Consider the following 19,657-nt stretch of genomic DNA (forward strand, 5'->3'; position numbering starts at 1 on the left):
GCGCACAACCGGCAGCACCTTGGACGAGGAGAGTGGAATGCGCACTTCCAGCAGCAGGCACGGACGCGGACGCCGCACCGTGATCAACGCGGTCGCCGCGGTCGCCGTCGTGGCGACCGGTACGGCCCTGCTCACCGGCTGCGGCGGTGACGGCGACCAGGGCAAGGGCGAAGGCGCGGCCGGCGGCGAGCAGATCACGCTGCGGATCGGCACCTTCGGTTCCTTCGGCTACGACGACGCGACCGGAGCCAAGCTCTACGCCGAGTACATGAAGACCCACCCGAACATCAAGATAGAAGAGTCGAACGTCGCGGACGGCCAGAAGTACTGGGACACCCTCAAGCTGCGCCTCTCCCGCAACAGCGGCCTCGCGGACATCCAGGCCCTGGAGGTCGGCTACATCGCGGAGGCGACCGGACCCGCCATGGCCGACAAGTGGACCGACCTCGGCAAGACCGGCGGCGCGGACCTCGGCGCGTTCCTGGACTGGAAGGTCAAGCAGGCCACGACGGGCGACGGCAAGGTGATCGGCCTCGGCACGGACATCGGCCCGATGGCCATCTGCTACAACAAGGACCTCTTCGCCAAGGCCGGCCTGCCGACCGACCGCACCGAAGTGGCCAAGCTCTGGGCGGGCGACTGGGCGAAGTTCATCCAGGCCGGCGAGGCGTACAAGAAGAACGCCCCCGAGGGGACCTCCTTCCACGACTCCGCGAGCGGCCTGTTCAACGCGGTGATCGCCAGCGAGCCGGTGCAGTACGCCAACGCCAAGGGCGAGCTGGACTACGAGAACAGTCCGGGCGTGAGGAAGGCCTGGGACACCGCCGTGACGGCGGCCAAGGGCGAAATGACCGCGAAACTGCGCCAGTTCGACGAGAAGGGCACGTGGAACGCGGCCTTCAAGAACGCGAAGTTCGCCACCGTGGCCTGCCCGAGCTGGATGACCGGCATGATCAAGGACCAGGCTGGCGCGGAGAACCAGGGCAAGTGGGACATCGCCGCACCGCCCGTGGCCGGGAACTGGGGCGGCTCCTTCCTCGCCGTCCCGAAGTCGGGCAAGCACGTCAAGGAGGCGGCCGAACTCGCCGCCTGGCTCACCGCTCCGGCCCAGCACGCCAAGGTCTTCGGCGTGAACGGCAACATCCCCTCCTCCAAGGACACCCTCGGCTCCCCGGTGGTACAGGGCGCGAAGCTGGCGTACTTCGGTGACACTCCGGTCGGCAAGATCTACTCGGAGGCCGCGGCCGGCATCACGCCCGCCCCGATCAGCCGCTGGGACGGACAGGTGAAGACCTTCCTCACCGACAACGGCATCCTCGACATCGAGCAGCGCGGCACCGACCCGGCGAAGGCCTGGGAGAACGTCAGGAAGCTGGTCGCGGACAAGATCGACAAGTAGCGGGGCCCGCGGCGGCCCGCCCCCGCCCGCCTCCCACCGCCTCCCCGCGGGTGGCGGTGGGCCGCCGCCGTCCGAGTCACCGCTCCACCGGTCCACCGCTTCACCGCTTCACCGCACGCATCGACCTGGAAGGACGCCCCCGTGGCCACCTCCGTACGGGCGACCAGTGGCGGCTCCCCGCCGCCCGCCGCGCAGCCCCCGGCCCCCAGCACCGGCTCCCGCGAGCAGCGGCCCTCCGGCCGGGGCGGACTGCGCAGCACGCTCTACCGCCTGGACCTGAAGGCGGTCCCCTACGTCTTCCTCGCCCCCTTCTTCCTCACCTTCGCCGCCTTCGGACTCTTCCCCCTGGTCTACACGGGCTGGCTCTCGCTCCACCGGGTGGAACTCGGCGGCAGCGCCCAGTGGAAGGGGCTGGAGAACTACAGCTCCCTGGCGGGCAGCGAGTTCTTCTGGAACGCCCTCGCCAACACCTTCACCATCGGCGTGATCTCCACCGTTCCCCAGCTGCTGATGGCCCTCGGCCTCGCCCACCTGCTCAACTACAGACTCCGTGGCCGCGGCTTCTTCCGCGTGGCGGTGCTCGCCCCGTACGCCACCTCGATCGCGGCGGCGACTCTCGTCTTCGCGCAGCTGTTCAACACCGACTACGGGCTGATCAACACGGTGCTGGGCTGGGCCGGCTTCGATCCGGTCGCCTGGGAATCCTCCAAGTGGCCCTCTCAGATCGCGATCTCGGTCATCGTGACGTGGCGCTGGACCGGCTACAACGCCCTCATCTACCTGGCCGCGATGCAGGCCGTGCCCCAGGACCTCTACGAGGCCGCCGCGTTGGACGGGGCTTCGCGCTGGCGCCAGTTCCTCAGCGTGACCGTCCCGTCGATCCGGCCGACGATCCTGTTCACCGTCGTCGTCTCGACCATCGGGGCCACCCAGCTCTTCGGCGAACCGATGCTCTTCGGCGGCAGTGTCGGCATCAGCGGCGGCAGCGGCAACCAGTTCCAGACGCTGAGCCTGCTCATGTACGAGAAGGGCTGGGTGACCGGCGCGCTGGGCCAGGCCTCCGCCATCGCCTGGGTCATGCTCCTGCTCCTCCTGCTCATCGGCGGCCTCCAAGCCCTGGTCTCCCGCTCGAACCGCAACCGCACCCGCACCCGCGCCGGCCGCACGCACACGAAGGCGGGGAGCTGAACCCATGAGCCGCACACTCGACACGACCCCCGCCGCCACGCCCCCCGCCGACACGACCGCCACCAGGACGCCGCGCGCCGGGCGCCTTCGCCCGTCGGCCGGCCGCCAGCACCACGCCGGACCGCTGACCTACGTCCTGCTCGGCCTCGCCGCCCTGGTCTCCCTCTTCCCCCTCTACTGGAACCTGGTCGCCGCCTCCCATACCGGCGAACGCGTGGTCGAGGCTCCGGCCCCGCTCCTGCCGGGCCCCCGGCTGTTCGACAACCTCTCCTTCGCCTGGAACCAGGTCGACATGGGCGAGGCGCTGGTCAACACGACGGTCGTGGCCGGGCTCGTGGCCCTGTCCACCGTCCTGTTCTCCACCCTGGCCGGCTTCGCCTTCGCCAAACTGCCCTTCAGGGGCAAGGGCGCGCTGCTGGCGCTCGTGGTGGCCACCATGACGATCCCGCCGCAGCTCAGTGTGATCCCGCTCTACCAGATCATCACCGACCTCGGCTGGGTCGACCAGCTCCAGTCGGTCGTCCTGCCCTCGCTGGTCGCCGCCTTCGGCGTGTTCTTCATGCGCCAGTACCTCATCGAGGCCCTGCCCGTGGAGCTGGTGGAGGCGGCGCGGATGGACGGCGCGCACAGCCTGCGCATCATCTGGCACGTGGTGTTCCCTGTCGCCCGGCCCGCGATGGCGGTCCTGGGCATGCTCGTCTTCGTGCAGGCGTGGAACGACTTCTTCTGGCCGTTCATCGCCCTGACCCCCGACGGGAATCCCACCCTCCAGGTCGCCCTGGCCGGCCTCGGCGCGGGAAACCACACCGTCGACCAGGCCGTCGTACTGACCGGGGCTCTCATCTCCACCCTGCCGCTGCTGCTGGTCTTCGCCCTCCTCGGCAAGCACATCGTGGGCGGCATCACCGCCGGCGCCGTCAAGAACTGACCCACTCCGTCCGGCACCACTTCATCCAAGCCCGCGTTGGGAGCGCTCCCCTATGACCGCGTCCGAGACCCGGCCGCTCACGGCCGCCCGCACCTTCCCGCCCGACTTCCTCTGGGGTACGGCCACCGCCGCGTACCAGATCGAGGGCGCCGCCCGAGAGGACGGGCGGACCCCGTCCATCTGGGACACCTTTTCCCACACCCCCGGCAAGGTCTTCGAGGGCCACACCGGTGACGTGGCCGTGGACCACTACCACCGGTTCCCCGAAGACGTCCGTCTCATGTCGGAACTGGGCCTGGGCGCCTACCGGTTCTCCGTCTCCTGGTCACGCGTTCAGCCCGCCGGCCGGGGCCCCGCCGTCCAGAAGGGCCTGGACTTCTACCGCCGGCTCGTCGACGAACTGCTCGCCGCCGGCATCACACCGGCCCTCACCCTCTACCACTGGGACCTCCCCCAGGACCTCGAGGACGCCGGCGGCTGGCCCGAGCGCGCGACCGCGGAGCGGTTCGCCGCGTACACGGGCCTGGTGGCCGACGCCCTGGGAGACCGGGTGAAGCACTGGATCACCCTCAACGAGCCCTGGTGCAGCGCGTTCCTCGGCTACGCCTCCGGCGTCCACGCCCCCGGCCGTACGGACCCGGTCGCCGCCCTGCGCGCCGCCCATCACCTCAACCTGGGTCACGGCCTGGCCGTCCAGGCCCTGCGCGCGGCACTGCCCGGGGACGGTCAGGTCGCGGTCTCCCTCAACCTCCACGAGGTGCGCCCCCTGACCTCCTCGGCCGAGGACCGGGAGGCGGCCCGGCGCATCGACGCCGTCGGCAACCGGATCTGGCTCGGACCGATGCTGGAGGGCGCCTACCCCGAGGATCTCCTCGCGGACACCGCGCACCTGACCGACTGGTCCTTCGTCCGGGACGGCGACACCGCCGCCGTGCACCAGCCCCTGGACCTGCTCGCCGTGAACTACTACACCCCGACGGTCGTCTCGCACGCCGCGCGGGGCGGACCGGTGCCGCAGGACGACGGGCACGGCGACAGCGCGCACTCGCCGTGGCCCGGAGCGGAGGGCGTGGCCTTCCACCGGGCGCCGGGTGAGCTCACGGCGATGGGCTGGCCGGTCGACGCCGGCGGCCTGTACGACCTGCTGACCCGGACCGCCGCCCGGTACCCCGGGCTGCCGCTCGTGATCAGCGAGAACGGGGCGGCGTACGAGGACGAGGTGGGTCCCGACGGCACGGTCCACGACCCGGAGCGCGCCGCCTACGTCCACGCCCACCTCGACGCGGTGCACCGGGCGATCACGGACGGGGCGGACGTGCGCGGCTACTTCCTCTGGTCGCTGCTCGACAACTTCGAGTGGTCCTACGGCTACGCCAAGCGGTTCGGCGCCGTCCACGTCGACTACGACACCCTGGAGCGCACACCCAAATCGAGCGCGCACTGGTACTCCCGCGTGGTCCGGACCGGCGAGCTGCGTCCTCCCGGCGGGGCGTAGCGGGCGTGCCGGTGGACTCGGCGGCGGTACGGGCCCACCGGCACGCGGCGCGTCATGCGCCGCGGCCTGATCCGCCGCGAGCCCGATCCGGCCAACCGCCGCGAACGCCGGGCACGCGCGCGGGGCGGACGCGCCTCAGGCCCCGGTCGCCGGCGGGCGGAGCGCCTCCAGCGCGCCGAGCATCAGTTCCAGGGCGAATGGGTAGCCGCTGTCCCGCATGTCGGCGGCGAGCAGCGGGAAGACCGCGGCGATGTGCGGGTGGGTGTCGGCCGGCAGCCTGCCGTAGACCGAGTTCCAGACCGCCGCGTCCGCCTCCCGGGCCGCCTTCGGCAGCGCGAGCGCCGCGGCGTCCTGGGCGGCGAACGCCAGGGCCTGGTCGACGAACGCGTGGTAGGCGCGGACGGCGAGGGGGTCCGGGAAGCCCGCCGAGCGGAGGATGCCGAGGATGCGCTCGACGGCCCGGGTCTCATGGAGCCGGCCCGTGGTGCGGTACGCGCCGAGGACGGCGGCCTGGGGGTGCGAAAGGTAGCAGGCGTGGATCCGCAGACCCATCGACCGCAGGTCCTCCCGCCAGTCCCCGGTCGCCCGCCAGCCCTCCTGCGCCCGGCCGATCAGTTCGTCCGCGAGGGCGAGGAGGAGGGCGTCGGTGTTGCGGAAGTAGCGGTAGAGCGCGCTCGGGTCGGCGCCGAGCGCGGCGCCCAGTCTCCGTACGGAGAGCGCTTCGGCGCCGTGCTGGGCCACCAGCCGCAGCGCCGTCTCGACGATGAGCCCCTCCGAGAGGACGGCGCCCTGCTTGGTGGGCCTGCGGCGCCGGCGTCCGCCTTCGGGGATGACACGTTCGGACATGGCCGGGACCTTACGTCAACACCATTGACGTGTAAACGGCCTTGCCGCTTCCATGGCGCCACGCCCGTCGCCTCATGCTCAGGAGTTTCGAATGGCCAAGGCCGATCTGGTCTTCACCCGCGGCCCCGTCTTCACGGTGGATCCGGCCCGCACCCGGGCGACCTCGCTCGCCGTGACCGGCGACAGGATCACGGCCGTCGGCCACGACGAGGTACGCGAACTCGTGGGTCCCGGCACCGAGGTGGTCGACCTGACGGGGAAGCTGCTGCTCCCCGGCTTCCAGGACGCCCACATGCACCCGGTCTTCGCCGGGGCGGAACTGGCCGAATGCGATCTGACCGGGACCGTCGGCGTGGACGACTACCTGGCCCTGGTCCGCGCGTACGCGGACGCGCACCCCGACCGCGAGTGGATCACCGGGGGCGGCTGGTCGATGGAGAGCTTCGAGGGCGGACTGCCGACCCGGCAGCTGCTCGACTCGGTCGTCCCGGACCGCCCGGTGCTGCTGTCCAACCGGGACCACCACGGCGCCTGGGCCAACACCCGGGCGCTCGAACTCGCCGGAATCACGGCCGCCACTCCCGATCCCGCCGACGGCCGGATCGAGCGCGAGCCGGACGGCACTCCCAGCGGCATGCTCCAGGAGGGCGCCACCTCGCTAGTCGGCCGGCTGCTGCCGGCGAGCACGCCGGCGGAACTCCTCGCCGGGCTGCTCCGGGCCCAGGAACTGCTGCACTCCCTCGGCATCACGGGCTGGCAGGACGCCATGCTCGGTGACCTCAACGGACGGCCCGACCCCTCGGACGCCTACATGACCGCCGCCGGGGACGGCTCGCTCACCGCCCGCGTGACCGGAGCCCTCTGGTGGGACCGGGCACGGGGCGCCGAGCAGATCCCCGAGCTGGTGGCCCGCCGCGAGAAGCTCCGGGCCGGACGGTTCCGCGCGACCTCGGTGAAGATCATGCAGGACGGTGTCGCGGAGAACTTCACCGCCGCCATGACCTCCCCCTACCTTGACGGCTGCGGCTGCGCCACCGCCAACAGCGGCCTGAGTTTCGTCGAGCCCGCAGCGCTGCGCGGATACGTGACGGAGCTCGACGCCCTCGGCTTCCAGGTGCACTTCCACGCCCTCGGCGACCGGGCCGTGCGCGAGGCCCTGGACGCGATCGAGTCGGCGGTGGCGGCCAACGGACACCGTGGCAACCGGCACCACCTCGCCCATCTCCAGGTCGTCCACCCCGAGGACCTCTCCCGCTTCGCCCCACTCGGCGCCCTGGCCAACATCCAGCCCCTGTGGGCGGCCCACGAGCCCCAGATGGACGACCTGACCATCCCGTTCCTGGGCCCGGAGCGCGCCGCCTGGCAGTACCCGTTCGGCGATCTGGTGCGCGCGGGCGCGACCCTCGTCGCGGGCAGCGACTGGCCCGTGAGCAGCCCTGATCCGCTGGCGGGCCTCCACGTGGCCGTGAACCGCCGGGATCCCGAGGCGGGCCACGACCGGGTCTTCTACCCCGAGCAGCGGCTCGACCTGCCGACCGCGCTGGCCGCCTACACCGCCGGGGCCGCCCATGTGAACGGTCACGACGACGCGGGCAGCCTGCGGGCCGGCAACCTCGCGGACCTCGTCGTCCTGGACCGCGACATCCTCACGGCGCCCGCCGAGGAGATCGCGCAGGCCCGGGTGGAGCGGACCTATGTGGGCGGCCGGCTCGTGTACGCGGGCTGAGTCGGCCGGACCGATGACGCACGGACGTCGAGGCGGGTCGCGACGAGCGCCCCCGGCGCCTCCCGCTCGCCGTGTTCCAGGACCGCCACGAGCATGCCGATGCCCGCCTCAGCGATCGCCTCGGGCCGCAGGCTCAGGGTGGTCACGGGCGGCTCGGTGTGCTCGGCGGTGACGTCCTCGCTCACGCAGACGAGGAGCAGGTCGCCGGGGACCTCGTAGCCGAGCCGGCGTGCCGCGTCCAGGACGAGGGGCGGACTCGCCTCGGCCACGACGAGGAGGGCGTCGGGCCGCGCCCGGCCGGCCGCCGGGTCACCCGCGAGGGCGGTCTCGACGGCGCGTACGACGGGACCGTTGCCCGGTGCCTCGACGCGTACCAACCGTTCCGGCAGGCCGTGGGCGGCGCACCACTCCCGGTGCGCGGCGAACACGTCGGTGTGGAAGCGGGTGGTGCTGTCCGGCACCACGAGGACGGGCCGTCGGGCTCCCTGCTCCCGGAGGTGGTCGAGGGCCCCGCGCACGGCGCCGCCCGCGTCCACGTCCACCCAGTACGCCCCGGGCCGTCCCTCGACGGAGCGGTCGCTGAACACGGGGATGCGGGCGGCGAGGAGGTCCTCGACGACCGGGTCGCCGTCGACCGGGTCGGCGACGACCACCGCGTCGAGTGCCAGGTCGGCCCACTCGCTCTGCAGGGAGCCGGCGGGCAGCAGCACCATGGCGTAGCCGCGTCGCAGCGACGTCGCCGCGGTGGCCGCGGTCAGCCGGGCGAAGTACGGCGACTCCAGGAAGGTCCAGGGGGCGTCGGCGAACTCCCCGACCACGTATCCGATCAATCTGGCCCGTCCCGCGCGCAGCCGGCGCGCGGTGGCATTGGGCCGGTAGCCCATTCTGCGCGCGGTCTCGCGGGCCCTCTCCCGGACTTCGGGAGAGAGTCTTCCGGTGCCGTTCAGTGCCGCCGAGACGGTCGTCTTGGACAGGCCCGCCTCGCGGGCCACGTCGACGAGGCGCACGCGTGGGAGGGGCTGCGAGGGCTGCCCGCCGTGCGGGGAGGCTTCGGTCATGCGACTGATGCTGCCACCCTCGTGACCCTTGCAAAACCGTTCCCGCACGGCCTTGTGCGGGAACGTTCCCGCATCAATACTCGCTCCATCCCCCAGCGCCCGTCACTACACCCGTAAAGGGGTGGGTCTGCATGCGCATGTCCCGAAGCACGGCGTTTCTCCTCTGCGCCGCCCTCGCGGCCACCACCGGTGCCTGTTCCGGCGCCACCACGCCCGGGACCGGAGGCGGAACCGGCTACCGGGTGGCTCCGCTCTCGCCGGCCGCCCAGGGCCCGCTGGACTCCTTCACCTGGTCCCTGTACGCCGAGCCCTACACGCTCGACTACGCCCTCGCGTACGACTACCCGCCGAACACCGTGCTCGCCAACGTGTGCGAGCAGCTCATGCGGGTCACCCCCGACATGAAGATCGAGTCCGGCCTCGCGGTGAAGTACGACCGCCCCGACCCGCTCACGCTCGTCTACACCCTGCGCCCCGGGGTGAGGTTCCACGACGGCACGACCCTGACGGCCGACGACGCGGTCGCCTCCCTCCAGCGCCAGACGGACCCGGCGACCGGCTCCCCCTGGGCTTCGGCGTTCAAGAACGTCCGCGCCGTGGAGAAGACCGGACCGCTGGAGGTCACCCTCCGCCTCACCAAGCCCGACGTCCTGCTCCACGAGCTGATGGCCGCCTCCCCCGGCACCATCGAGAGCGCCGCCACCCTCGCCAAGGCCGGCAAGGACTACGGCACCCCCGCGGGCAAGGTCAACTGCACCGGTCCGTACGCCCTCGACACCTGGTCCCAGGGCGCCGAGATCACCCTGAAGAGGCACGACGCCTACTGGGACCCCCAGCTCGCCCCCAAGTCCGCCGCCGTGAGGTTCACCTTCATCGAGGACCCGGCCGCCCGCACCAACGCCTTTCTCTCCGGCACCGCCGACGGCGGGTACATGGTGGCCCCCGCCACGATCGGACAGCTGCGTTCCAGCGGGAAGGGCAGCGTCCTCTTCGGTCCCAACACCGCCGCGTCGAACCTCGCCGTGCTCGACTTCGGCGGGCCGCTCGGCGACGTGAGGGTACGCGAGGCCCTCTCCCTGGCGCTCGACCGGAAGAACATCATCAAGGCCGCGGCCGGCGGCGTCGGCGTCCCCGCCAAGGCCCCGGCCGCGCGCGGCGCGTGGGCGCTGGCCCCGGAGAAGACCGCCGCGCTCTACGACACCCTGCCCGATCCCCGTTACGACCTCGGCGCCGCGAAGAAGCTCGTCCAGGAGGCGGGCGCCGCCGGCCGTAAGATCACCCTGGTCACCAGCACGCTCGCCCCCGAGATCAGCGTCGTCGCCAACGCCGTACAGGCCGCCGGCCGCGCGATCGGCCTCGACGTCGAGCTGAAGCCGGTGCCCCCCGAGGCGTACGGCAGCATCTTCGTCGACCCCGCCGCACGCGCCGGCCTGGACCTGGTCATCACCAACGGGTACGACAACACCCCGGACCCGCTGGAGTTCTACCAATACCTGCGCACCGGCGACTTCGGGAACTACGGCAACTGGTCGGACGCCGCCTTCGACGCCGCCTTCGACCGGGCCAACGCCGAACCGGACGCGGGCAAGCGCGCGGAGCTGACCGCCGAACTCCAGCGGATCGCGATGCGCGAACTGCCGGTCATCCCTCTTTACGAAGCGCCGTACGTGCTCTTCCTCGGCAAGCGCGCGACCGGCGCCCCGACCGGGATCGCCCAGCTGTACTACCCGTGGGCCGCTACGATCGGGGCCGCCGCCAAATGACGCGCTACCTCGTCGGACGCGTCCTCGGCCTGGCGGCGGTGCTGTTCGTGACCTCCCTCGTGGTCTTCGGCAGCGTTCACCTGGCCCCGGGCGACCCGGTGTCCTTCCTGCTCCACGGCCGCCCCGCGACCCCCGAGGCCGTGGCGGCCCTGCGGGCCCAGTACCACCTGGACGACCCGCTGACCGTGCAGTACGCCAAGTGGCTCGGCGGCGTACTGCGGGGCGACTTCGGCAGCTCCGCCCAGTTCCACCAGGACGTCTCCGCGCTCATCGGATCCCGGCTGCCCGGCACGGCCCTGCTCGTGGGGTACGCGGCACTGCTCGTCGCCCTCATCGGCACGGCGGCCGGTGTCCTCGCCGCACTGCGCCCCGGGCCGCTGGACCGCGCGGTGCTCCTCGGCAGCGGCCTCGCCACGGCCACCCCGCCCTTCGTGACCGCGATCGCGCTCGTGTCCCTGTTCTCCGTCCGTCTGGGCTGGTTCCCCGGCCCCGGCGGCACGGCCGCCGGATTCCCCGAACGGCTGCACCACCTGACCCTGCCGGCCGTCGCCTTGGCGCTGACCTTCGCGGGGTTGCTCGCCCGGGTGACCCGCTCGGCGATGCTCGACGAACTCGGCCGGGAACACGTCGAGGTGGCACGCGCCCGCGGCGTCCCGGGGCGGACCGTGGTCCGCCGCCACGTCCTGCGCAACGCGCTCGGCCCGGTCGTCACCGTCGGCGGCACGATGCTCGCCGGACTCCTCATCAGCACCTCGATCGTCGAGACCGCCTTCGACGTGCCGGGGCTCGGCTCCCTGCTCGTCCAGTCGGTCACCGCCAAGGACTTCGCCGTCGTGCAGGCGATCACCCTCCTCAGCGTGGGCGCCTTCGTCCTCGTCAACCTCGCGGTCGACCTTCTCGCACCCCTCATCGACCCCCGGCTGTCGCTCCACGGGGAAGGCTCCTCATGACCACCACCGCACCACCGGAGCCCGCCGTCCTGCGCCGCAGGCCCGGGCTGCGCCCCCTGCGCCTCGTCGCCCAGGGGCCGCTGTTCACCGCCTCGGCCGCGGTGCTCGCCGCTCTCGTCCTGATCGCCGTGCTCGCCCCCGTCCTCGCGCCGTACGACCCCGAGGCCGTCGACCTCTCGGCGAGCCTGGCCGGGACCACCGGCCAGCACCTCCTCGGCACCGACCAGTCCGGGCGGGACATCCTGTCGCGGCTGATGCACGGGGCCCTCACCGGGCTGCTCGGCCCGCTGCTCGTCGTCGGCACCTCCACCCTGGCCGGCGCCCTGCTCGGCGTGGTGGCGGCCTGGCGCGGCGGCTGGGCGGACTCGGTCCTGTCCCGCTCGATGGACATGGCGTTCGCGATCCCCGGACTCCTGCTCGCGATCCTGCTCGTCTCCGTCGTCGGCCCCGGGATGACCGCGCCCGTGATCGCGATGGCGGTGGCCTACACCCCGTACGTGGGCCGCCTGGTCCGCGGCATCGCGCGCCAGGAGAAGGCCCGCCCGTACATCGAGTCCTACCGGGTGCAGGGCTGGTCCGGCTGGAACGTCTGCCTGCGCCACCTGCTGCCCAACATCGCCCCCACCCTCTTCGCCCAGTCCGCGATGAACTTCGGGTACGCGCTGATGGACCTGGCGGCGCTCTCCTACCTCGGCTTCGGCGTGCAGCCGCCGACCGCCGACTGGGGCGCCATGATCAACGAGGGCCAGTCGGCCGTCCAGCAGGGGGCGATGCTGCCCGCCCTCGCCCCCTCCGCGTGCATCGTGCTCGCCGTGGTGGCGTTCGGCATCGTCGGCGAGGGCCTCGCCGACCGGATCGCGAGGCGGAAGCGGTGAAGCACGTGAAGGAACAGCGGGGACGGACGGACACGACTGCGGTCCCGGCGGCCGGCGGCGGGGATCCGGTCCTGGAGATCGACGGGCTCGGGGTACGGCTGACCGCCGACCGGGCCGCGCGGCCCATCCTGGACGGAGTCGGGCTGCGGGTGCGCCCCGGGGAGAGCGTCGGCCTCGTCGGCGAGTCGGGCTCCGGCAAGTCGGTCGCGTGCCGCAGCGTCCTCGGGCTGCTGCCCGCCGGAGCACGCACCAGCGGCGAGGTCCGGGTCGCCGGACGGGACGTACTCACCATGAGCCGCGCCGAGCTGACCGGGCTCCGGTCCCGGCAGGTAGCCATGGTCCACCAGGACCCGCGCGCCTCCCTGAACCCGCTGCGCCGCGTCGGCGACTTCCTCACCGAAGGGCTGCGCGCGGCCGGGACCCCGGCCGCCACGGCGACCGCGCGGGCCCTGGAACTCCTCGACGCGGTCGGCATCCGGGACCCGCGCGGCGCCCTGCGCCGCCGTCCGCACGAGTTCTCCGGCGGCATGCTCCAACGGGTGGTCATCGCCGCCGCGCTCGCGGCCGAACCCGCGCTGATCGTCGCCGACGAACCGACCACCGCCCTGGACGTCACGACCCAGGCGGAGATCGTCGAACTCCTCACCCGGCTGCGCGCCGAACGCGGCACCGGCCTGCTCTTCGTCACCCACGACCTCGAACTGGCCGCGACCGTCTGCGGCCGGGTGTACGTGATGTACGCGGGCCGGATCGTGGAGACGCGCGGCACCGACGAGCTGTTCGACCGCCCGCGGCACCCGTACACCGCGGGGCTGCTCGCCTGCACGCCGAGCATCGAAGCGGGCGCGCCCGCCCCCCGCCCCATCCCCGGGCGTCCCGTCTCCCTGGCCGAGGCACCGCCGGGCTGCGCCTTCGCCGCGCGCTGCGTCCACGCGGTCCCCCGCTGCTCCGGGGAGAAGCCCGCACTCACCCGGCACGGCGACGGACTCGCCGCCTGCCACCGCGCCGACGAAGGGATCACGCTGTGACCGCCTCAGCGAAGGAGGAACCGGCCGTGGCGGGCCCGGCCGTCGAGGGCCTGGTCGTCGAAGGCCTGCGGAAGCGGTACGGGGACCACACGGCGGTCGACGGCGTGTCGTTCTCGCTGGCGCCCGGGGCCTGCCTCGCGATCGTCGGCGAGTCGGGCAGCGGCAAGACCACCACCGTGCGGATGCTCGTCGGCCTGGAGCGCCCGGACGGCGGGACCGTCCGCCTGGACGGCCGGGACCGCTCCACGCGGCCCCGGCGGCGGGCGGAACGGCTGGCCAGGGCCCGGGAGATCCAGATGGTCTTCCAGGATCCGTACCTCTCGCTCGATCCCCGGGTGACCGTCTCCGGATGCCTGGACGAGGTGCTGCGCCTCCACACGGCCCTCGACGCGCCGGGCCGCGACGCCCGGACCGCCCAGCTCCTGGACCAGGTCGGTCTCGGCACCCGCGAGGCCGCCGCCCTCCCCCGTGACCTCTCCGGCGGCCAGCGGCAGCGCGTGGCGATCGCGCGCGCCCTCGCCGTGGAGCCGCGGGTCCTCGTCCTCGACGAGGCGGTCGCCGCGCTCGACGTGTCGATCCAGGCACAGATACTCGAACTCCTCGCCCGGATCCGCGGCGCGTCGGGGATCGGCTACCTGTTCGTCACGCACGACCTGGCGGTGGTCCGGCACGTCGCCGACGAGGTCCTCGTCCTCAAGTCGGGTCACGTCGTGGAGACGGGCCCGGTCTCCCGGGTCCTGGAGGCGCCGCAACACCCGTACACCCGGCTCCTCCTGGACTCGGTGCCCCGGCGCGGCCGGTTCCCCGCGGGCCGGTGAACGCCACCGGTCCACCGGCGCCGGGGGCGTCCGGTGAACCGGACGGCGCCACCGGCCGACGAGGCTCGACGGGCCGGCCACCTCACTCAACTCCCAGGCCCTCGAATGGCCCCGGCCGCGCTGGGCGATGCGCGATCCGTCCTCGGCCTCCGGCTACCCGCAGATGCTCATCCGGGCTGGGTTCACGCCCACCGGGGCCTCCTCCATCGCTCATGCGTCGTCCGTTCTTCGTAGCGGACGGGCACGTGGATGGGTGGCGCTTCGTCACCGGGGCCGTCCCCGGTTACCCCAAACCCGATCCCCGGTCCCCGGGGCACTCTTCTGGAGGTCGGTGACCGGCCCGGCCCCGGGCGGTCCGGCCCGAACGAGCGACGACAAAGGACCGGCATGCGATGGACGCCCCGCCCCCCGACGGCCGCCCCCGGCCCCCCTTCGCCTTCTCACCACGGCCGGAGCGGCACAGGTGAACCAACCGCTTCCCTTCGGCACCGGCCACGACGGCCGCCCCGGCCCCGGCGAGCTCACCGAGATCATGGGCAGGGTGGCGCACGGCGACAAGCAGGCCTTCTCCGTCCTGTACGACGCCCTCGCACCGCTGGTGTTCGGCATCGTGGTCAAAGTCGTGCGCGACCGGGCGCAGTCCGAGGAGGTCGCCCAAGAGGTCATGATCGACTTGTGGCGGCAGGCGGCGCGCTACCGGCCCGAGGCCGGAGCGGTGACGGCGTGGGCGGCGACGATCGCACACCGGCGTGCCGTGGACCGGGTCCGTTCCGCCCAGGCATCCGCCGACCGCGAACAGGCCCAGGCTGCCCGAGATCACACCACCGCCTTCGACGAGGTCACCGAACAGGTCGAGACCCGCCTGGAGTCCGAGCAGGTCCGCCGCTGCCTGCGCGGACTGACCGAACTGCAACGGCAGGCGGTGACCCTGGCCTGCTACCGGGGGCTGACCTACCGTGAAGTCGCCGAAGCCCTGCGCACTCCGCTTCCCACGATCAAGACACGCATGCGCGACGGGCTCATCCGGCTCCGCGACTGCATGGGGGTGACCACGTGAAACACCACGCCACCGACGCCCACACCCTGGTTGCCGCCTACGCGCTGGGGGCACTTGACGATGAGGAACGCGAGGACTTCGATGCCCACCTGCGGGCGTGCGAGGCGTGCCGGCAGGAAGCCGCCGAGTTCCGGGCGACCGCCGCACGCCTGGCGGCGGCGGTCGCCCAGCCGCCGCCTCCGGCAGCCAAGGCACAGGTCATGGCCGCCATCGACGGGGTGCGCCAGCTGCCCCCACGCACCCCCGCCCGCGGCGCGGCGCCCGTACTCGGCGGCACGCTGCGACGCCGGGCCGTGCCCCTGGCACTGGCCGCCTGCGTGGCCGCGGCCGTGCTGGGCGGTGTGGCAGACGCGGAACGGGCAGGACCTCGAACAGCAGGCCCGCCAGGCGCAGCGGCAGCTCGACGCGGTCAGCGCCGTGCTGGCGGCTCCGGACGCCCGCACCGTCCACGGACGGGCTGCCAACGGAGCCCTGACCACCGTCGTCGCCTCCGAGCGCCAGAACAAGGCCGTCTTCACCGCCGCCAACCTGCCCGCACCGGGCACCGGCAAGACCTACCAGCTGTGGCTCGACCACGACGGCACCATGCGCCCGGCCGGACTCGTCCACGGCGACGGCACCGTCGTCCTGACCGGCGACCCCGCCGACGCGGGCGCCGTCGGCCTCACCCTCGAACCCGCCGGAGGCTCCCCCCGGCCCACCACCGTCCCCCTGCTCCTGATGACCCTCCCCGCCTGACCGGGCGGACTCCCCACCCCCGAAGGAACCCCGATGACCCCTGCGCGTTCCGCGCTTCTGCTCGCCGGCCTGATGGCCTCGGCGGGCCTGGCCCACTTCATCGCCCCCAGGCAATTCGACTCCATCGTGCCGCGTTCCCTGCCGGGCAGCCCCCGGGCCTGGACAAAGGCCAGCGGCGCGGTCGAACTCGCCTTGGCCGCCGGTCTAGCGCTGCCGGCGACCCGAAGGGCCGGTGCCCGGGCCACCGCGCTGTTCTTCGCCGGAGTGTTCCCGGCGAACGTCAAGATGGCCTACGACTGGCGTCACCGCTCGGCGGCCGCGAGAACCGTCGCCTACGCGAGGCTTCCCCTCCAGGTTCCGCTGGTCCTCTGGGCGCGCCACGCCGGTATGCAGGACGTCAGGCGTGGCGCCGACGGCGCCGACGGGTGAGGAGGAGCGGCCCGGTGGCGGGAAGTGCCGGCACGTGCGCGATGACGACCCCGTTCCGGTCGTGAACCGGGCCGACCCCGACACGTGCCGAGGTCGGCCGGTGCGCCGGCTGGAGTCACCTCGTAGGCTGCCGCCATGACTGAGAAGATCCAGACGCCGTCGCCCCGCGACGCTTTCGACCTGCTCATGGCCGGTAACAAGCGCTTCATCACCGGCGCCCCCGAGCACCCGAACCAGGACGCCGCACGCCGCACCCAGACGGCACCGTCCCAGCAGCCCTTCGCCGTGCTGTTCGGATGCTCCGACTCCCGGCTGGCCGCCGAGATCATCTTCGACCGGGGCCTGGGCGACCTGTTCGTGGTCCGCACCGCCGGGCACGTCGCCGGCACCGAAATCCTCGGTTCCATCGAGTTCGGCGTCGCCGTCCTCAACGCGCCGCTGGTCGTCGTCCTCGGTCACGACTCGTGCGGCGCCGTCGCCGCGGCCTGCTCCGCCCTGGAGAACGGGAAGACGCCGGGCGGCTTCGTCCGCGACGTGGTCGAACGGGTGACCCCCAGCGTGCTGGCGGCCCGCGCCGCCGGACGCGAGACGGCCGACGAGATCCTGGCCGAGCACATCGAGCACACGGTGGACCTGCTGCTGGACCGCTCCCGCGTCCTGGCCGAGGCGGTGGCCGCCGGCCGCCTCGGCGTCGTGGGCATGTCGTACCGGCTGGCCGACGGCAGCGCGCAGCTCGTCGCCGCCCGCGGCCTCGACGTGCAGGTCCCCACCGCGTCCTGACCACCCCCGTCCACCGGCCGGTCACGCCCCCCGGCGCGCGCCATACCGGCGCGGAGCGAGAGCCGGGGGGCGTGCCGCTCACCGGCCCCCGGCCGGCCGGTCGTCGCCCCAGGTCCAGTCGGTGACTTCGGGCATGTCGGTGCCGTGTTCGCGGATCCAGGCGTGGTGGCGGACGCGGGCGTCCGCCATGGCCTGCCGTACGCCCACGGCCCGTACGGCCAGTCCCGGCACGCGGTCGATCACGTCCATCACGAGCCGGTAGCGGTCGAGGTCGTTGCGTACGACCATGTCGAAGGGGGTCGTGGTGGTGCCCTTCTCCTTGTACCCGCGGACGTGCAGGTTCGGGTGGCCGGTGCGGCGGTAGGCCAGGCGGTGCACGAGCCAGGGGTAGCCGTGGTAGGCGAAGATCACCGGCTTGTCGGGGGTGAACAGGGCGTCGTGTTCCAGGTCGGTCATGCCGTGGGGGTGTTCCTCGTGGGGCATGAGCCGGGTCATGTCCACGACGTTGACCACGCGAACGGCGAGCCCGGGCAGATGGTGCCGCAGCAGGCCGGCCGCCGCGAGGACCTCCTGGGTGGGTACGTCACCGGCGCAGGCGAGGACGACGTCCGGATCGCGCGTGCCGTCCTCGGTGCCCGCCCACGCCCACACGCCGGCCCCGCGGGCGCAGTGCGCGCGGGCCTCGTCGAGGGAGAGCCAGTCGAAGCACGGCTGCTTGCCGGCCACGATCACGTTCACGTAGTCCCGGCTGCGCAGTACGTGGTCCGCCACCGACAGCAGGGTGTTGGCATCCGGCGGAAGGTAGACGCGGACCACCTCGGGGCTCTTGTTCAGGACGTGGTCGACGAAGCCGGGGTCCTGGTGCGAGAAGCCGTTGTGGTCCTGGCGCCACACGTGGGAGGTCAGCAGGTAGTTGAGGGAGGCGACCGGTGCGCGCCAGTGCAGGGCGCGGGAGGTCCTGAGCCACTTGATGTGCTGGTTGACCATGGAGTCGACGATGTGCACGAAGGCTTCGTAGCAGGAGAACAGCCCGTGCCGCCCGGTCAGCAGGTAGCCCTCCAGCCAGCCCTGGCAGGTGTGCTCGGAGAGGATCTCCATGACCCTGCCGTGCCGGTCGAGGTGCTCGTCGGTCTCCAGGACCGGCTCCTGCCACGCCTTGCCGCTCGCGGCGTACACGGCCTGGAGGCGGTTGGAGGCGGTCTCGTCGGGGCCGACGAGGCGGAAGTCGCGGCGGTCGCCGGTGGTGGCCATGACGCTTTCGAGCAGCTGTCCGAGTACCCCGGTCGGCTCGTGGCGGGTGGCGCCGGGCCGGTCCACGGGGACGGCGAAGCGTTCGAGCGGAGGCAGGGGCAGGTCCCGGAGCAGCAGGCCGCCGTTGGCGTGCCGGGTCGCACCCAGCCTCCGTTCGCCCTCCGGCACGCATTCCAGCACCTGGGGGTTCGGCCGGCCGTTCTCGTCGAAGAGCTCCTCGGGGCGGTACGAGCGCAGCCACGCCTCCAGCTGGGCCCGGTGGCCGTCGTCGTCGCGGACTTCCGCCAGGGGTACCTGGTGGGAGCGCCAGGTACCTTCGACGGGCAGGCCGTCGACCTCGGCCGGCCCGGTCCATCCCTTCGGCGTGCGCATGACGATCACCGGCCAGCGCGGCCGTCCGGCGGAGGCACCGGTACGGGCTTGCCGCTGGACGTGCCGGATGCGGTCGAGGGCCGTGTCCATCGCCGCGGCCATGGCCCGGTGGACCTGGTGCGGGTCGTCACCGGTGACGTGCAACGGGTCGTGGCCGTAGCCCCGCAGCAGTTCGTCGAGCTCGGCCTCGGGCAGCCGCGCGAGCACGGTCGGGTTCGCGATCTTGTAGCCGTTGAGGTGGAGGATCGGCAGGACCGCGCCGTCGTGGACGGGGTCGAGGAACTTGTTGGAGTGCCAGGAAGCGGCGAGCGGTCCCGTCTCCGCCTCGCCGTCGCCGACGACGCACGCCACCAGCAGGTCCGGGTTGTCCAGGGCCGCGCCGTAGGCGTGCGACAGGGAGTAGCCCAGTTCACCGCCCTCGTGGATCGAGCCGGGGGTTTCGGGCGCCACATGGCTCGGCACCCCGCCCGGGAAGGAGAACTGCCGGAACAGCCGGGTCATGCCGTCCTCGTCGCGGCTCACGTCCGGGTAGACCTCGCTGTAACTGCCCTCCAGCCAGCAGTTGGCCAGAACGGCCGGCCCGCCGTGCCCGGGACCCCAGACGCACAGCGCGTCGACGCCGTGCCGCTTGATGATCCGGTTGAGGTGGGTGTGCACGAGGTTGAGGCCCGGGGAGGTGCCCCAGTGGCCGAGCAGCCGCGGCTTGATGTGCGCCGGTTCCAGCGGCTTCCTCAGCAGCGGGTTGTCCATCAGGTAGATCTGGCCGGCCGACAGGTAGTTGGCGGCCCTCCAGTGCGCGTCGAGCGCACCGAGTTCCTCGTCGGTCAGCGGTACGCCGGCCGGACGCTCGTCCTTGCGCATGCTTCCTCCATCGTGTGGGGTCGCGGCGGGAGCCGGAGCGGACCGCCCCGCGGTCCACGGACACACGGCCCCATGGTCGTAAGCGCACATGCCCC

The 19,657-nt window shown here is 72.8% G+C and carries 16 protein-coding genes and 1 pseudogene; 14 read left to right on the forward strand and 3 right to left on the reverse strand.

Going from position 1 to position 19,657, the window contains the following annotated elements; genetic code table 11:
• Window positions 1–37 precede the first annotated feature (37 nt).
• From ACZ51S_RS06505 to ACZ51S_RS06520, 4 genes are all read left to right on the forward strand, one after another.
• Window positions 38–1,399, forward strand: a complete 1,362-nt coding sequence (locus ACZ51S_RS06505) for an ABC transporter substrate-binding protein (RefSeq protein ID WP_468477776.1) — start codon at window positions 38–40, stop codon at window positions 1,397–1,399.
• A 141-nt stretch (window positions 1,400–1,540) separates the two neighbouring features.
• Window positions 1,541–2,587 carry a carbohydrate ABC transporter permease gene (locus ACZ51S_RS06510; protein WP_468477775.1) on the forward strand — a complete coding sequence of 349 codons (1,047 nt, stop codon included), beginning with the start codon at window positions 1,541–1,543 and terminating at the stop codon, window positions 2,585–2,587.
• 4 nt (window positions 2,588–2,591) lie between these two features.
• Complete coding sequence (locus ACZ51S_RS06515) at window positions 2,592–3,515, forward strand: carbohydrate ABC transporter permease (RefSeq protein WP_468959931.1); 924 nt, start codon at window positions 2,592–2,594, stop codon at window positions 3,513–3,515.
• A 52-nt stretch (window positions 3,516–3,567) separates the two neighbouring features.
• Window positions 3,568–5,010, forward strand: a complete 1,443-nt coding sequence (locus ACZ51S_RS06520; RefSeq protein ID WP_468802695.1) for a GH1 family beta-glucosidase — start codon at window positions 3,568–3,570, stop codon at window positions 5,008–5,010.
• A 135-nt stretch (window positions 5,011–5,145) separates the two neighbouring features.
• Here ACZ51S_RS06520 and ACZ51S_RS06525 read toward each other — a convergent pair whose 3' ends face one another.
• Window positions 5,146–5,856 carry a TetR/AcrR family transcriptional regulator gene (locus tag ACZ51S_RS06525; protein WP_468477772.1) on the reverse strand — a complete coding sequence of 237 codons (711 nt, stop codon included), beginning with the start codon at window positions 5,854–5,856 and terminating at the stop codon, window positions 5,146–5,148.
• Window positions 5,857–5,947: 91 nt separating this feature from the next.
• Here ACZ51S_RS06525 and ACZ51S_RS06530 point away from each other — a divergent pair, with 91 nt between their 5' ends.
• Window positions 5,948–7,582, forward strand: a complete 1,635-nt coding sequence (locus ACZ51S_RS06530; RefSeq protein ID WP_468959933.1) for an amidohydrolase — start codon at window positions 5,948–5,950, stop codon at window positions 7,580–7,582.
• Here the strand turns inward: ACZ51S_RS06530 and ACZ51S_RS06535 are convergent.
• Window positions 7,549–8,640, reverse strand: coding sequence for a LacI family DNA-binding transcriptional regulator (locus ACZ51S_RS06535; protein WP_468802697.1), 1,092 nt, complete (start codon window positions 8,638–8,640; stop codon window positions 7,549–7,551). The two genes, ACZ51S_RS06530 and ACZ51S_RS06535, sit on opposite strands and share 34 nt — an antisense overlap.
• 131 nt (window positions 8,641–8,771) lie before the next feature.
• Here ACZ51S_RS06535 and ACZ51S_RS06540 point away from each other — a divergent pair, with 131 nt between their 5' ends.
• The 9 genes and pseudogenes from ACZ51S_RS06540 to ACZ51S_RS06580 all read left to right on the forward strand — a co-directional run bounded on the left by ACZ51S_RS06540 (window position 8,772) and on the right by ACZ51S_RS06580 (window position 17,078).
• Window positions 8,772–10,403, forward strand: a complete 1,632-nt coding sequence (locus tag ACZ51S_RS06540; protein ID WP_468959935.1) for an ABC transporter substrate-binding protein — start codon at window positions 8,772–8,774, stop codon at window positions 10,401–10,403.
• Window positions 10,400–11,353, forward strand: coding sequence for an ABC transporter permease (locus ACZ51S_RS06545; protein ID WP_468802699.1), 954 nt, complete (start codon window positions 10,400–10,402; stop codon window positions 11,351–11,353). Before ACZ51S_RS06540 ends, ACZ51S_RS06545 begins: the two co-directional genes overlap by 4 nt.
• Entirely contained in the window at window positions 11,350–12,228 is an 879-nt protein-coding gene (locus ACZ51S_RS06550) for an ABC transporter permease (RefSeq protein ID WP_468959937.1), read from the forward strand. Before ACZ51S_RS06545 ends, ACZ51S_RS06550 begins: the two co-directional genes overlap by 4 nt.
• A 5-nt stretch (window positions 12,229–12,233) precedes the next feature.
• Window positions 12,234–13,256 (forward strand): ABC transporter ATP-binding protein, encoded by a 1,023-nt coding sequence (locus ACZ51S_RS06555; protein ID WP_468960198.1) that lies wholly within the window; start codon window positions 12,234–12,236, stop codon window positions 13,254–13,256.
• The gene (locus tag ACZ51S_RS06560) at window positions 13,253–14,074 is read left to right on the forward strand and encodes an ABC transporter ATP-binding protein (RefSeq protein WP_468477766.1); all 822 of its coding nucleotides are present in this window, start codon (window positions 13,253–13,255) and stop codon (window positions 14,072–14,074) included. The genes ACZ51S_RS06555 and ACZ51S_RS06560 overlap by 4 nt, the downstream gene beginning before the upstream one ends.
• Window positions 14,075–14,537: 463 nt before the next feature.
• Window positions 14,538–15,131 (forward strand): ECF RNA polymerase sigma factor SigK, encoded by a 594-nt coding sequence (gene sigK, locus ACZ51S_RS06565; protein ID WP_468959939.1) that lies wholly within the window; start codon window positions 14,538–14,540, stop codon window positions 15,129–15,131.
• Window positions 15,128–15,869 (forward strand): annotated as a pseudogene (locus ACZ51S_RS06570) (anti-sigma factor). Before sigK ends, ACZ51S_RS06570 begins: the two are co-directional and overlap by 4 nt.
• Window positions 15,870–15,902: 33 nt before the next feature.
• Window positions 15,903–16,298, forward strand: a complete 396-nt coding sequence (locus tag ACZ51S_RS06575) for a DoxX family protein (protein WP_468959942.1) — start codon at window positions 15,903–15,905, stop codon at window positions 16,296–16,298.
• Between the two features lie 135 nt (window positions 16,299–16,433).
• Window positions 16,434–17,078: a carbonic anhydrase gene (locus ACZ51S_RS06580; protein WP_468477762.1), complete on the forward strand. Its 645-nt coding sequence runs from the start codon at window positions 16,434–16,436 to the stop codon at window positions 17,076–17,078.
• Window positions 17,079–17,156: 78 nt separating this feature from the next.
• On the opposite strand, the gene ACZ51S_RS06585 is transcribed toward ACZ51S_RS06580, so the two are convergent.
• The gene (locus ACZ51S_RS06585; protein ID WP_468802518.1) at window positions 17,157–19,562 is read right to left on the reverse strand and encodes a phosphoketolase family protein; all 2,406 of its coding nucleotides are present in this window, start codon (window positions 19,560–19,562) and stop codon (window positions 17,157–17,159) included.
• Window positions 19,563–19,657 lie beyond the last annotated feature (95 nt).

It is taken from the genome of Streptomyces sp. NPDC034043, from assembly GCF_055575675.1.

What these genes read in the sequence shown, in the direction of transcription:
- ACZ51S_RS06505 (WP_468477776.1), top strand. Translation starts at nt 38, where the DNA reads ATGCGCACTTCCAGCAGCAGGCACGGACGCGGACGCCGCACCGTGATC.
- ACZ51S_RS06515 (WP_468959931.1), top strand. Translation starts at nt 2,592, where the DNA reads ATGAGCCGCACACTCGACACGACCCCCGCCGCCACGCCCCCCGCCGAC.
- ACZ51S_RS06520 (WP_468802695.1), top strand. Translation starts at nt 3,568, where the DNA reads ATGACCGCGTCCGAGACCCGGCCGCTCACGGCCGCCCGCACCTTCCCG.
- ACZ51S_RS06525 (WP_468477772.1), bottom strand. Translation starts at nt 5,856, where the DNA reads ATGTCCGAACGTGTCATCCCCGAAGGCGGACGCCGGCGCCGCAGGCCC.
- ACZ51S_RS06530 (WP_468959933.1), top strand. Translation starts at nt 5,948, where the DNA reads ATGGCCAAGGCCGATCTGGTCTTCACCCGCGGCCCCGTCTTCACGGTG.
- ACZ51S_RS06535 (WP_468802697.1), bottom strand. Translation starts at nt 8,640, where the DNA reads ATGACCGAAGCCTCCCCGCACGGCGGGCAGCCCTCGCAGCCCCTCCCA.
- ACZ51S_RS06540 (WP_468959935.1), top strand. Translation starts at nt 8,772, where the DNA reads ATGCGCATGTCCCGAAGCACGGCGTTTCTCCTCTGCGCCGCCCTCGCG.
- ACZ51S_RS06545 (WP_468802699.1), top strand. Translation starts at nt 10,400, where the DNA reads ATGACGCGCTACCTCGTCGGACGCGTCCTCGGCCTGGCGGCGGTGCTG.
- ACZ51S_RS06550 (WP_468959937.1), top strand. Translation starts at nt 11,350, where the DNA reads ATGACCACCACCGCACCACCGGAGCCCGCCGTCCTGCGCCGCAGGCCC.
- ACZ51S_RS06575 (WP_468959942.1), top strand. Translation starts at nt 15,903, where the DNA reads ATGACCCCTGCGCGTTCCGCGCTTCTGCTCGCCGGCCTGATGGCCTCG.
- ACZ51S_RS06580 (WP_468477762.1), top strand. Translation starts at nt 16,434, where the DNA reads ATGACTGAGAAGATCCAGACGCCGTCGCCCCGCGACGCTTTCGACCTG.
- ACZ51S_RS06585 (WP_468802518.1), bottom strand. Translation starts at nt 19,562, where the DNA reads ATGCGCAAGGACGAGCGTCCGGCCGGCGTACCGCTGACCGACGAGGAA.